Raw genomic sequence first — 13,717 nt, 5'->3', positions numbered from 1 at the left:
CAGAATGACATCAAATTACGGTTTAAATGATATTGTAGAGATGAAAAAACAACATGCGTGTGGCACGAATTGTTTTAAAATCATTCGTGTAGGTGCAGACATCCGGATAAAATGTGAAAACTGTCAAAGAAGTATTATGATCCCAAGACAAACTTTTAATAAAAAACTAAAAAAAATATTAGTGTCTCATCAAGATACTGAAAATAAGGAGAATGAATAATGGCTTTAACAGCAGGTATAGTTGGTTTGCCCAACGTAGGTAAGTCTACACTTTTCAATGCAATCACAAAAGCAGGTGCACTGGCAGCGAATTATCCGTTCGCGACAATCGATCCTAACGTAGGTATCGTAGAAGTGCCAGACAGCAGATTAAATAAATTAACAGAAATGGTACAACCAAAGAAAACCATCCCAACAACATTTGAATTCACAGATATCGCTGGAATCGTTAAAGGGGCTTCTAAAGGTGAAGGACTTGGTAATAAATTCTTATCACATATTCGAGAAGTAGATGCAATTTGCCAAGTAGTACGTGCATTTGACGATGATAATGTGACACATGTTTCAGGACGCGTAGACCCAGTTGATGATATCGAAGTAATCAATATGGAATTAGTATTGGCAGATTTAGAATCTGTTGAAAAACGTTTGCCAAAAGCAGAAAAAATGGCGAAACAAAAAGATAAAGATGCAGTGAATGAAGCTCGCATTTTAGCAAGAATTAAAGAAGCATTAGAAGAAGGAAATCCTGTTCGTAGCCTTGAATTTAATGATGAAGATCAAAAATTTGTAAATCAAGCACAGTTATTAACTTCTAAAGAAATGTTATATATTGCTAATGTAGGCGAAGATGAAATTGGCGATGAAGATAACGAAAAAGTTAAATTAATTCGTGAGTATGCAAGCAAAGAAGATTCAGAAGTTATCGTAATTAGCGCTAAGATTGAAGAAGAAATTGCAACGCTTGAAGATGAAGATAGAGAAATGTTCTTAGAAGACTTAGGTATTGAAGAACCTGGTTTAGATCGTTTAATTCGTACAACATACGACTTACTTGGTTTAGCAACGTACTTTACTGCAGGTGTTCAAGAAGTACGTGCATGGACGTTCATCTCAGGTATGACAGCGCCACAGTGTGCGGGTATTATTCATACAGACTTTGAGCGTGGTTTTATCCGTGCCGAAGTAACAAGCTACGATGATTACGTTGAATTCAATGGCGAAAATGGTGCCAAAGATGCTGGGAAACAGCGCTTAGAAGGTAAAGAATATATTATGAAAGATGGCGACGTCGTACACTTTAGATTTAACGTGTAAGATAAGCATGAAGTCTTCTCATTACAAAATAGTGATGAGAAGGCTTTTTTATTTTGTGTAAAACTACAATGTGTATTTTGTGGAATTTTACACAATTATATAAAGTTAAAATAGGGAACAGTACGATAGAATATTTAGTGAATAAAAGCACAATCAATTGAATTACACATTAAATAATTAATTTATGTAAAAATAAAGTTAACTTTTAGTAAATATATTGTTTTTGGTCGCAAAATGATTTTATTGGAATTTGTTTTATGTTAGTCTGTATTTAGACACTTCAAGGGGGTGCATCATATGTTAGCAAATCTAGTAGAACAAATTCTTGGATTAATCCTTGATCAAGTAGAATAGTTAAAAAATAGTGAGTAGGTTTATGTGATGGGAGGGGCTCGATTATGATAGAAAATATTATCGAACTAATTTTTAAAGCATTACTTAAATAATACGAGATATTTTGTGTAACATTTATATTTTAAGTGTCACTTAGATTAAACAATTAGAATAACAACATTCAATGTTTAGAATAAGGAGGCGTTACTATGTTAGGCGGATTATTACAAACAGTTTTAGACTTAGTATCAAGCATCTTACCAGTATAAAAGTTACTTAGAAGTACCCTAATTAAAGGTTATGATTCTTTAACACCCAATCAAAATACATTTTAATTTAACGACTTATAACGTTGAATTTAAATATATAAGAGGCCGGACAACCAATCGTGTTGTTTGGTCTTTTTTCTTACAATAAAATTAGAGTATATTCAATTAACGCTTTAAAAAAAGACAATCTCTATTATAGAGATTGTCTCAGAGTGTCGACATTGGCATTAGTTTGTGCACGTCAGCATGTAATCTTCGACTAATATATTTTTAAAGTATATCAATTTAAGTTGTGAACCATGATGTATCGACACCTGGACCAGTGTAGTTTGCATCGACATTTTGATCTAGCTCAGGTGATGAGTAACTATCAGTATATTGCCATAAGACATGTTCACTAGTAGGTTGGCCAGGATTGTAGTTAGCGATCCAATAACCGTCATATTCACCTACTGATTCTGAAGCATGTTCCTTCATGAAATTTTCATAAGAATAGAATAGTACTTTCTTGTTACCAGCTAAACTTTTCATTTCATCATACCATGCTGATGTACTTTCTTCTGAAGTACCTGAAGTGACTGTATCTTGTTCAAAATCATTGATGTAAAAGCTAGCTTTAGGTGCACGGTTGTATAATGTTTGAGCTTCGTAGCGTGCATCTTCAGGATTTTCATACATACTATAAGAATATACGCCAAAGTCCAAGCCGTGTTTGTCTAATAAAGCTGAATTGTGTTCCAATGAAGCATCCACTTTTTCAGAGCCGTATTGAGCACGAATGATGATGAAGTCGTAATTAGCTTTAAGGTCTATAACTTCTTGTTCAGTTAAGTCGCCTTGCCATTCTGAAATGTCTAGAACACGTTCGCCAGATTGTGTTGTGCTTGCTTCAGATTGTACTTCACTTGAACTTTTTTTGGATGATTTTTCAGGGTGTTTTTCAATGTATTGTTGATAGCCATACCCCATCGTTCCTTTTTGGTTTGATGTATCTCCAGCGGCGTGTGCTGCGTTCATTGCTAACGTTGATGCAAATAATACACTTGCAGTGACTAAACCTTTTTTGATTACTGAAACCATAATATTCTCCTTTATATGTAATTAATATTTTGAAAATGCTAGGTGCTAAATAAGTTTATAATTATAAAAAACGAACTCAAATTGTATGCTATTAGAATTAAAAAGATTTATCAACCATATATTTTATATAATCAATTTTTTATTAAGATTAATTTTATTTAGAATTTAAATATTAAATATCAGCATAAAGCGTTTTGCAAGAAATTGGAAAGGCATTTTATTGTGACTGTACAGCATGTTTCATATGAAACATTTTGATATTTTTTAGATTATAGCAGTACAATAACCATTGTAAAATGTAATGCGCTGTGCTATAATTCTTGATTGTGAGTAATGAAAATTATTCCTTGCTTATCACATATGATGATGAGCCGCATAGACCACAAGGAGGTGCAATTATAAATGAGAACATATGAAGTTATGTACATCGTTCGTCCGAACATTGAAGAAGATGCTAAAAAAGCTGTCGTTGAACGTTTCAACGGTATTTTATCTTCTAACGGATCAGAGGCTTTAGAAGTTAAAGATTGGGGTAAACGTCGTTTAGCTTATGAAATTAATGATTTCAGTGAAGGTTATTACAACTTAGTACGTATCCAAGCTGAAGACAATGAAGCTACTGATGAATTCCAACGTTTAGCTAAAATCAACGATGATATCATCCGTTATATCGTAATTCGTGCAGACGAAGATAAGACTAAAAAATAATAATTGGGGGTTCGTTTAAATGATAAATAGAGTTGTTTTAGTCGGTCGTTTAACGAAAGATCCAGAATATAGAACAACACCCTCAGGCGTGAGTGTTGCGACTTTTACTCTAGCAGTAAACCGTACGTTTACAAATGCGCAAGGGGAACGCGAAGCAGATTTCATTAACTGTGTCGTTTTTAGAAAACAAGCAGATAATGTTAATAACTACTTATTCAAAGGTAGTTTAGCTGGCGTTGACGGTCGCATTCAATCACGTAGCTACGAAAACCAAGAAGGACGTCGTATATTTGTAACTGAAGTGGTTTGTGATAGTGTTCAATTCCTTGAACCTAAAAACCAAAACCAACGTCATGCCCAAGAAGGAAATAACAATTTCCAAAACTTTGGCGGACAACAATCAGGTCAAAATACGTCATCTTATCAAAACAATAACCAAAACAACAACAATAATAATAACAACAATTCATCAAACAAAAATAATCAATCGGATAATCCATTTGCAAATGCAAACGGACCAATTGATATTAGTGATGATGACTTACCATTCTAATTATATAGCGTATATAAATAAGAAAATATCATAAAAAGGGAGGCAGTTACCATGGCAGGTGGACCAAGAAGAGGCGGACGTCGTCGTAAAAAAGTTTGTTATTTCACAGCAAACGGAATTACACACATCGACTATAAAGACACAGACTTATTAAAACGTTTTATCTCAGAACGCGGTAAAATTTTACCACGTCGTGTAACAGGTACTTCAGCTAAATATCAACGTATGTTGACATTAGCTATTAAACGTTCTCGTCATATGGCATTATTACCATATGTTAAAGAAGAACAATAATAGATATTGTATTTGAAAACCCCGTAAACTTAGGCTTACGGGGTTATTTTTGTAGTGTTAATTATAGTGGAGAATTTTATTATTACATATGCTAGATGAACGAGTGATATTTGTTTCTAATCGTCGAAAAAGGGGTAATTGAATAAAAAGAATATAAATTAATCTTTGTTTTTTGTAACTGTGAAATATAAATCGTAACATATCGAATCGAGAAGGCTTTGTACATGAAAAGCCTAAATAATATAAGAAGATTTAAAGCAACAAACTTAATTATTTCAAGTTTGGAGTGATGATAATGGAAATATTAGCGTTGGTATTTCATTTATTGTGTCTAGTCATTGTATTAATTACAGGATTTTTCGCATTAAAAGAATTTAGAAAACCTATGAATGAACGTAACCAAAAACGAATTGATTCACTTTTAGTATTGGTACTTGTAGTCGCATTGGTTGCTATTTTATCTAGTGTGATTATGGACATTTGAATATGAGCTGCTGCCTTTTAAGGTAGTAGCTTTTTTGTGCGAAAATCAAAATAATGATTATGACTATATAAAAACATTTAAAATAATAGCATAAAATAAAACTATGTTTTGTAAATAATCTTATAATATTATAAGATGAGACAATAAGGTGTTGTGCAAGGAATGGATATTTATATAGTGTCGTGTTTTTAAATATTTGAAATAGGAGATGGTGTTATGAAGTATAGGGTAAATTTGTCATTAATGTTAGCTACAAGTTTATTGTTAAGTAGTACAGTTGCAACCGCACAAGAAGATAATTCTAATAAGAGTGCAGAAGAAACTAAAAATGAAAATACAAGTAAGGCAATAGATTTTGAAAAAGCACAAAAAATGAGTCCGCAAGCTTTGAAAGAACAGTTAACGGCAGGGGATTTGAAGCTACATGATAAAGTTGCAGAACATAATTCAGTAGAAATGAGTACATTTGCAAATAGAGCGTACCAAGACGTTAATACATACATAGACAATAACAACATAGAACCTGCAAAAATAGTGCAAGATTCTCGTATGAATAATTTACCAAAATATAATTATAAATCAGGGAAATTCATCGGTGTCGTTATTCATGAAACTGCAAACCCTAATAGTACAATCGATGGTGAAGTAAATTACATGTATAATAACTACAATAATGCCTTTGTTCACGCATATGCAGGTAGCGACAAAATTATACAAACAGCGCCAAGCGACTATTTAGCATGGGGCGCCGGAGCGAATGCTAACCCATATTTTTATCAAATAGAATTAACAAGATCTAACACATTTGATGGTTTTTCTAAGTCTGTGAACAACCAAGCTTATTTGACTGCTAAAATGTTAAAACAAAACGGACTACAACCTTCACTTGCAGATAATAATCAAGGAACTGGAACAATTATTAGTCATAATGCAGTTAGTCAATACTGGGGTGGGACAAACCATACTGACCCTGTAGGTTATTTTAACCAATGGGGCTATAACATGAATCAATTTTATAGTTTAGTTCAGAAACACTATAAAGAATTAGGTGGCGAAGATGACGATGCCATTACAGGTTCTACTTATAAAGTAGTTAAAGGCGATACATTGTATAGTATATCTAAGAGAAGTGGCGTAACAATTGATAATATTAAAAAATGGAATGACTTAAACGATAATACATTATCCGTCGGTCAAACATTGAAATTGACGGACCCTGATAGTAATGACGATAGTATTTCAGGTGATACACATAAAGTAGTCGAAGGTGACACTTTATACAATATTTCTAAAAGAAGCAAAGTGAGTATTGAAGATCTCAAAAAATGGAATAATCTTGAAACGAATAATATCAGTAAAGGGCAAACACTCTACTTAGTTAAAACATATACCGTTGAAAAAGATGATACCTTGTATAGTATCGCTAAAGAACAAGATACAACAGTGAGTAAAATAAAATCCGATAATAATCTAGATTCAAATAGCATTAAAACAGGACAAATTTTAAAAATAAAATAGCCTTATAATGTTTAATGAATGTTAAAAATAGCTGTTAGATATCTTTGTGATATCTAACAGCTATTTTATATTCTTAGACTCACTTGAGTAGGAAACGGACTCAACCTATAGTCTTCGGATCGTGTTGTTTCCTTTTGTAGTTTTATATGCAATATTTTAGCTACAAACTTATTTTAGGTCTACGTCTTCTTTTATACCATCTTGAAACCCTTCCACTAAAGCGTCTATGTGCATAAAGCCGCTAGTTATAATTACAGCTATTAGTATAACGAATAAGCCAAAAAACCAATCTTTTACAGTCAAATACTTCTTTTTTTATGATAATAAAACCCTATAAGTAAACCAACTATGATGGCAACTATTAACTCCATAGTAAAAGCCTCCTAAAAAAATAAAAAAACAATTGAGTAATATAATATCACAATTAAAATTTTTATGATATATTAAAATTAAATAGAAGTATAGTAGCTTTTTAATCTAGGGCAGTGAATAAAACTAAAGTAAGGAATGGTCACATGATAGCTAAAAATATTAAATATCCTTATATTAAATTATTGTTTGATGTAGTTGGCATTGTATCTTTTATTGCCTTACTATTTGTATTTGGCGCAAATTTCTATATAGAAAGTGACCCTAACGGAAATTTTAATACGGGTATCACAATAAGTGGGAGCAATGCTATCGTATTTAGTATCCTACTTTGGGTGACAATTATCTGTGCTTTAGCATCCTTTCTTTTGAAAAAAATAAAATAATGAAAAGTTTAAACCCTTAACCGTTTTGCTATTTCTAATAGTAAAACGGTTTTTATAATAATTTTACTCTTTAAAGTTATATAAACAAAACACCAAGATAATATAATCTTTCTAGATTATTAAACTCATTTTCCTATAGTAAAGGAAAAATTGTCCATTAATGTGTAAGCGCATACATAGTATAGTTTGATAAACAAACAGAAGGGATGATTTATATCAAAAATATTTTATTATCATGTTCCGCAGGGATGTCTACAAGTTTATTAGTTACCAAGATGAAAGAGGCAGCAGAAAGTGCTGATATTGAAGTTAACATTGAAGCAGTATCAAGTGATAATGCTTTTTCAAAATTAGATAACTATGACGTGTTATTAATTGGTCCGCAAATGAGATTCATGAAGCGAAAATTTGAAAAATACGCTAAAGAAAACAATATCGAAATTCCTATTGATATTATTGATACTGTTGCATATGGGCGTATTGATGGTGATGGTGTATTAAAGCAATCACTAAATTTAATAGGAAAGTAGTGAAACCATATGGAAAATAAATTTATGGAAAAACTAGAAGATATATTATTACCAATTGCAGATAACTTGAATAACAATAAGTATCTTTCGAGTTTAAGAGATGGATTTATGGTTGCTTTACCTTTAATTATTTTTGGTTCAATTTTTATTGTAATAGCCAATTTTCCATTTTTAGACAAAATATTATCTGAATCACAATTTTCGGCTTGGCAAGCTATGGTTGGACCAGATTCAGAGTCCACGCTCTCTATAATGGGGCTATATGTAATTATAGGTATTGGTTATAAGCTGACAGAGAAAAATGGATTTGAAGGTATTTATGGCGCTGTAACAGCATTAAGTAGTGTTTTGATTTTAACACCTCAAGTTTTTGAAAAAACGGAAGGCGTCATACCGGTCGAGATTTTAGGGGCAAAAGGTATGTTCTTAGGTATTTTTGTGTCTATTATTTCGTGTGAAATTTACAGTTATCTATGTCGGAAAGAGATAGCAATTAAAATGCCTAATGGTGTACTAACTCAAGTGGCCAAATCATTCAGTGCTTTAATTCCTATTTCGGTAACACTTTCGGTGATATTAATCGTTAGAATATTAATTTCTTTTACACCTTTCGATACATTACAAAACTTTATTTATACAATTTTGCAACAACCATTAACAGAATTAGGTAGCGGATTGACGGCTACAATTATTGCAGTACTTCTAATACAAATATTTTGGTTTTTCGGATTACATGGCCAAATCATTGTAAATACTGTATTTGATCCAATTTGGTATTCTTTGAATAACGAAAATTTAGAGGCATTTAAAGCAAATCAAGAGTTGCCTAATATTATAACCAAACAATTTATAGACACATTCTTAGTAGGTATGGGCGGTACTGGTGGCACAATGGTAGTCATTATATTGATATTTATTGTTTCCAGAAGTCAGCAAAACAAAGAAATTGGGAAGTTAGGCGCCCCAGCTTCTATTTTCAATGTAAACGAACCGATATTATTTGGATTACCAGTAATAATGAATCCAATTATACTTGTACCATGGATTATTGCTCCAGTCGTAGTAACTATAATAACTTATTTTTCTATGGGATTAGGATTGGTACCTAAACCTTCTGGCGTCATTGTTCCTTGGACAACTCCTATTTTCATAAGTGGATATTTAGCTACAGGAAACGCTTGGCAAGGTGCAGTATTACAGCTATTTAATTTAATTGTTACGTTCTTAATTTGGTTACCATTCTTTAAAGTATTGGACAATGGTTATTTTAGAAAAGAACAAGAAAAATCAAAGAGTGAGGAGTAATATATCATGGATAATACAGAAATAGCATTCCAAATTATCTTGCTAGCTGGAAATGGTAGGTCAAGTGCAATGGAAGCAATTCAATATGTGAAAGAAAATGATTTCGAGACTGCTAAGGAAAAAATGAAAGAAGCAGAGCAAGAAATAAATAAGGCGCATAATTTTCAAACAAGTTTATTGCAAGAAGAAGCACAAGGAAAAGATTATCAATTAAATTTAATACTTATACATTCACAAGATCATTTAATGAATGCACTAACAATAAAAGATATGGCAAACGAAATCATCGATATTTATCAAGAAATAAAAGCAAACAGATAGGAGAGAACTTTTATGAAAATTACTTTTCCGAAAGATTTTTGGTGGGGCAGTGCGGCAAGTGCGACACAAACTGAAGGAACGAAATCTATGACTGAACAATCCATATGGGATTACTGGTATGAAAAAGAACCAAATCGATTTTATGATAATGTTGGACCAGATGTCACATCGAATTTTTATAACACATATAAAGAAGATATTAAACTGATGAAAGAAACAGGCCATAATTCGTTTCGTTTGTCCATTTCTTGGACAAGGATGATAAATCAAGATACAGGAAATATAAACGAAAACGCAGTTGAATTTTATAATAATGTCATTAATGAATTAATAGCTAATGGCATTGAGCCTTTTGTTAATTTATATCACTTTGATATGCCTATGAAACAACAAAATAAAGGAGGGTTTGAATCGAGAGAAGTTGTCGATAATTATGTTGCTTATGCACAAAAATGCTTTGATTTATATGGTGATAGAGTGAAAAAATGGTTTACGTTTAACGAGCCGATTGTGCCAGTTGAAGGAGGCTATTTATATAATTTCCGTTATCCTGATATCAATGATGCCAAAAGAGGTTTTCAATATGCTTTTAATACGATATTAGCAAATGCTAAAACAATCAAGTTATTTAAAGAACAGAACTATAACGGAGAAATAGGCATAGTGTTGAACTTAACACCTTCTTATCCAAGAAGTGAAAATGAAGAAGATAAAAAAGCTGCATTAATAGCAGATTTATTTTTTAATAAGAGTTTTCTAGATCCTGCTACAAAAGGTACTTTTCCAGAACAATTAGTAGAAATGATCAAAGCACAGGATTTAATGCCTTTTTATAAGAGTGAAGACTTGGAAATCATAAAACATAATACAGTAGATTTATTAGGCGTAAATTATTATTTACCTAGACGTGTTAAAGCTAAAGAAAATATACCTAACCCTAATTCGCCATTCACCCCAGAATTTTATTTTGATAATTATGAAATGCCAGGCAGAAAAATGAACCCTTATAGAGGTTGGGAAATTTATCCAGAAGGTATCTATGATATCATGAAAAACTTACAAAATAACTATGGCAATATTACTTCATTTATTTCTGAAAATGGAATGGGCGTAGAAAATGAAGCAAGGTTTATAGAAAACAATCAAATACAAGATGATTATAGAATCGAATTTTTGAAAGATCATTTGTATTGGCTTAATAAAGCTATTAAAGAAGGTGCAAATTGTAAAGGTTACCATATGTGGACATTTATGGATAATTGGTCTTGGATGAATGCCTATAAAAATAGATATGGATTTATTTCTGTGGACATTAATACGCAAGCACGTACAATTAAAAAGAGTGGGTATTGGTTTAAAAAATTATCAGAGGAAAACATGTTTGAATTATAATATATAATCAATACTAAAGTGTAAGGTAATTGGAGTGAGGGAATGAACAAAAGAACAAAAGAACTTTAAAAATTATACGGCTTATGTATAATTATTCAAGCACCTATATTTCTGGGGAGTTTATAGGTAAAAGTTTGAGTGTTTCTCCTAGAACAGTTAGAAATGATTTGAAAGAATTAAATGAATCAGAAAAAGAATTTGGATTTTATATTTTTTCTAAGAAATCAGTGGGATATAAATTGATAATAAAAAATAAAGAAAAATTCAATTTATTCCTAAATGATCAATATTTAAAAGATGAGCTTCTCAATTTTAATAATCAAGATAGTAGAGTTAGATATATATTTAGTCAATTACTTGTACTGGATAACTATGTAAAGATTGACGATTTAAGTGAACGAATGTTTGTAAGTGATACGACTATAAAGAAAGACTTGAAAATGATACGAGAACAGTTAGAAAAACATGATTTGAATCTGATAACAAGCCCATATCATGGGTTGAAAATAGATGGACATGAATTTCAGAAAAGATATGCGATTGCAGAGTTTTTATTAGATCCGTTATCTATGGATGAGCTTTTTGATAGCGAAGAAATAAATGTACTTAAAAATAAAATTATCGGAATAATCAATCGATTTAACATTACAATACCTGATGTGAAATTAGAAAATTTGGTTGTTCATATATATATATAGCACTGTTTAGGGTTGAACATAAACTCATTATTAAAGATGAAGGTAATATATTTAATGGCTATACGAAAACGAGTGAAGATGTTAATCAATTTTTTAAGCAGTTAGTAGAAATGATAGAATGCAATTTTAATATCCAATTACCTACTAAAGAAAAACAATATATTTGGGCACATATATTAACGTCAGGTCTTACTTCAGAAAACGCTAATATTCATGAAAATAAAGAATTAAATATGTTGATAGAGCATATTTTAAGAAGAATAAAACAAGTGTTTCACTTAGATTTAACAGATGAAGAAGAATTGAGAAATAATCTAAGCTTACATTTATCTACTTCTATTACGAGATATAAATATAAAATGAATATCAGAAATCCATTATTAGCAGAAATTAAAAAGAACTATCCATTTTCATTTGATATCGCTTTAGTAGGAAGTAAAGTAATTGAAGAAGTATACAAAATAAGAATTTCTGAAAGTGAAATTGGTTACCTTGCTTTGCATTTTGAATTGGCTTTGAAAAAACCGAACAATCTGGATAACAAAATCAATACAACTATTGTTTGTGCATCTGGTTTGGCTAGTTCACAGCTAATAAAATATAAATTGATTGAAAACTTTAGTAACGAAATCACGACAACCAATTCATTACAATTGTATGAGTTAAGTGAACATAAATTGCAAGGAACAGATTTAATAATATCAACAATTCCTCTGGAAAAAGATTTCTCTGTACCTGTCATTTATGTAAATACAATTTTAACTGATGTAGATATTTTAAACTTGAAAAAATTTATAGATAACTACAATGTAGGACAAAAAGAAAAGTTAATTGAACTTTTTGCGATTAAAAGTAATGTTGAAAGCAAAGATGAATTATTATCAGAAATTGAGTCTGATTTAAAAGCATTGCATTATATAAAATCAGACTTTTTTGAAAAAGTTAATGAACGAGAAGAAGTAGCTACTACGGCTTATGGTAACCTTATCGCTGTTCCTCATCCTGTTACACCGTCTGCTAAACAATCTTTTATTTATATAGTTAAATTAGACAAACCTATTCAATGGGGGGACAAAGATGTTCAACTTGTCTTTTGTTTAGGTTTAAAATCACAAACAACAGTTGAGATGGAACCTATTTTCAAAAGGATTAGTCATATTATTAATGATTTTAGTTTAGTAGTAGAATTATTAAATCAGTCAAATGAAAAAGATTTAAAAGAAACGTACTTTGATATTTATTAATAATGAATTTAAAACAATAAAAATCCAGAAAACTACTCTAATTAAGGTAGACTTCCTGGATTTTTTATTGCTAATCTTTTGTTGTTTGCTCTTTTACGCCCTTTGTAACAGCTTCAGCAAAGTCGTAGATGGATTGTCTGTAATCATTTGGATTTTCTCTCGTGGAGCGACCAAGCTCATCGTCCTCAAAAAATGACTTACGATATTCTGTTGAAATCTCAAGTTGAACACCTGAGCCTGTATCATTTTTATTAATGATATTTTGGCTGGAATCGCCATTTACATAATCAGGGCTATTTTCAACATTAAAATCTTCATTTTCTAATTCCTTACGTATAGATTTGGCCATATCTTTATCTTTACCACCAATGTAGACAACTTTTTTATCTTCTCGAATGCCGTGAATAGACACCGTTTCATCAGATTTGCTCGTCATGTCTTTTAATTTGGGATCATCGAAACGAGTCGAAGTAATATGCAATTTAGCATTATTCGATTTTAATAAACCTTCAAAACTATATAGATTAAAGTTACCTTTTTTAGAAATGATTTTTGCCAATTCAGAAGTGCCAGGCTCAATACCGCCACCATGAATAGCAGTAACTAATATATCTTTGTTATTTGTCGTTTTTGAATTGATTTGCCAATCACGATCTTCTTTTGTGTCAGCTTTCAGTTCTTCGAAATTCTTATAATAGTCTTGATTTTGCGGCTGATTGTTTTTCCACACATATAAAAAATATAAAGAAAGTAAAATAGCGGCAACGATAGCTAACATAATTAAATAATATAAATACAAGTGGAAGATTCTTTTCATAATTGTCTCCTGTAATACATATTTAGTGGCTATAAAAGTATAACAAACTTAATGGGTTATACAGGTTATGTGTTGATTACAATTACATTACTTACGACT

General features: G+C 31.1%; 16 protein-coding genes. 14 read left to right on the top strand and 2 right to left on the bottom strand.

The window, feature by feature from the left end:
- The first annotated feature begins 4 nt into the window (after positions 1-4).
- Together NSR03_RS11545 and ychF are read left to right on the top strand one after the other, a co-directional pair.
- Positions 5-220, top strand: coding sequence for a DUF951 domain-containing protein (locus tag NSR03_RS11545; RefSeq protein ID WP_002506091.1), 216 nt, complete (start codon positions 5-7; stop codon positions 218-220).
- A complete protein-coding gene (gene ychF, locus NSR03_RS11540) occupies positions 220-1,317 on the top strand; it encodes a redox-regulated ATPase YchF (RefSeq protein ID WP_002506090.1) in 1,098 nt (365 codons plus the stop codon). The genes NSR03_RS11545 and ychF overlap by 1 nt, the downstream gene beginning before the upstream one ends.
- A gap of 887 nt (positions 1,318-2,204) precedes the next feature.
- Here the strand turns inward: ychF and NSR03_RS11535 are convergent.
- Complete coding sequence (locus NSR03_RS11535; RefSeq protein WP_069813762.1) at positions 2,205-2,999, bottom strand: GH25 family lysozyme; 795 nt, start codon at positions 2,997-2,999, stop codon at positions 2,205-2,207.
- 402 nt (positions 3,000-3,401) lie between these two features.
- Here NSR03_RS11535 and rpsF point away from each other — a divergent pair, with 402 nt between their 5' ends.
- The 12 genes from rpsF to NSR03_RS11475 all read left to right on the top strand — a co-directional run bounded on the left by rpsF (position 3,402) and on the right by NSR03_RS11475 (position 12,801).
- Positions 3,402-3,707: a 30S ribosomal protein S6 gene (rpsF, locus tag NSR03_RS11530; protein ID WP_002511967.1), complete on the top strand. Its 306-nt coding sequence runs from the start codon at positions 3,402-3,404 to the stop codon at positions 3,705-3,707.
- 19 nt (positions 3,708-3,726) lie between these two features.
- Entirely contained in the window at positions 3,727-4,260 is a 534-nt protein-coding gene (gene ssb, locus NSR03_RS11525) for a single-stranded DNA-binding protein (protein ID WP_069813764.1), read from the top strand.
- 51 nt (positions 4,261-4,311) lie between these two features.
- On the top strand, positions 4,312-4,554 hold the full coding sequence (gene rpsR / locus NSR03_RS11520) for a 30S ribosomal protein S18 (RefSeq protein WP_002506086.1): 243 nt from the start codon (positions 4,312-4,314) through the stop codon (positions 4,552-4,554).
- Between the two features lie 295 nt (positions 4,555-4,849).
- Positions 4,850-5,038, top strand: a complete 189-nt coding sequence (locus NSR03_RS11515; RefSeq protein WP_002506085.1) for a hypothetical protein — start codon at positions 4,850-4,852, stop codon at positions 5,036-5,038.
- 216 nt (positions 5,039-5,254) lie between these two features.
- The gene (locus tag NSR03_RS11510; RefSeq protein WP_069813766.1) at positions 5,255-6,556 is read left to right on the top strand and encodes a peptidoglycan recognition protein family protein; all 1,302 of its coding nucleotides are present in this window, start codon (positions 5,255-5,257) and stop codon (positions 6,554-6,556) included.
- 485 nt (positions 6,557-7,041) lie between these two features.
- Positions 7,042-7,311: a hypothetical protein gene (locus NSR03_RS11505; RefSeq protein WP_231111866.1), complete on the top strand. Its 270-nt coding sequence runs from the start codon at positions 7,042-7,044 to the stop codon at positions 7,309-7,311.
- A 215-nt stretch (positions 7,312-7,526) separates the two neighbouring features.
- Positions 7,527-7,841, top strand: coding sequence for a PTS sugar transporter subunit IIB (locus NSR03_RS11500; RefSeq protein WP_002506081.1), 315 nt, complete (start codon positions 7,527-7,529; stop codon positions 7,839-7,841).
- A 9-nt stretch (positions 7,842-7,850) separates the two neighbouring features.
- A complete protein-coding gene (gene celB, locus NSR03_RS11495; RefSeq protein ID WP_031266071.1) occupies positions 7,851-9,146 on the top strand; it encodes a PTS cellobiose transporter subunit IIC in 1,296 nt (431 codons plus the stop codon).
- Between the two features lie 6 nt (positions 9,147-9,152).
- Entirely contained in the window at positions 9,153-9,467 is a 315-nt protein-coding gene (locus NSR03_RS11490) for a PTS lactose/cellobiose transporter subunit IIA (protein ID WP_002506079.1), read from the top strand.
- 12 nt (positions 9,468-9,479) lie between these two features.
- Positions 9,480-10,859 (top strand): glycoside hydrolase family 1 protein, encoded by a 1,380-nt coding sequence (locus tag NSR03_RS11485; RefSeq protein ID WP_069802607.1) that lies wholly within the window; start codon positions 9,480-9,482, stop codon positions 10,857-10,859.
- 83 nt (positions 10,860-10,942) lie between these two features.
- The gene (locus NSR03_RS11480; RefSeq protein ID WP_226957286.1) at positions 10,943-11,557 is read left to right on the top strand and encodes a BglG family transcription antiterminator; all 615 of its coding nucleotides are present in this window, start codon (positions 10,943-10,945) and stop codon (positions 11,555-11,557) included.
- 110 nt (positions 11,558-11,667) lie between these two features.
- A complete protein-coding gene (locus NSR03_RS11475; RefSeq protein ID WP_251470786.1) occupies positions 11,668-12,801 on the top strand; it encodes a BglG family transcription antiterminator in 1,134 nt (377 codons plus the stop codon).
- Between the two features lie 70 nt (positions 12,802-12,871).
- Here the strand turns inward: NSR03_RS11475 and NSR03_RS11470 are convergent, their stop codons facing one another.
- Positions 12,872-13,618, bottom strand: coding sequence for a poly-gamma-glutamate hydrolase family protein (locus NSR03_RS11470; RefSeq protein WP_021339631.1), 747 nt, complete (start codon positions 13,616-13,618; stop codon positions 12,872-12,874).
- Positions 13,619-13,717: the final 99 nt, after the last annotated feature.

The sequence above is a fragment of the Staphylococcus sp. FSL W8-1207 genome, from assembly GCF_038003745.1.
GTDB classification, from domain to species: domain Bacteria; phylum Bacillota; class Bacilli; order Staphylococcales; family Staphylococcaceae; genus Staphylococcus; species Staphylococcus equorum.
This window is presented reverse-complemented; position numbering and strand designations above follow the sequence as displayed.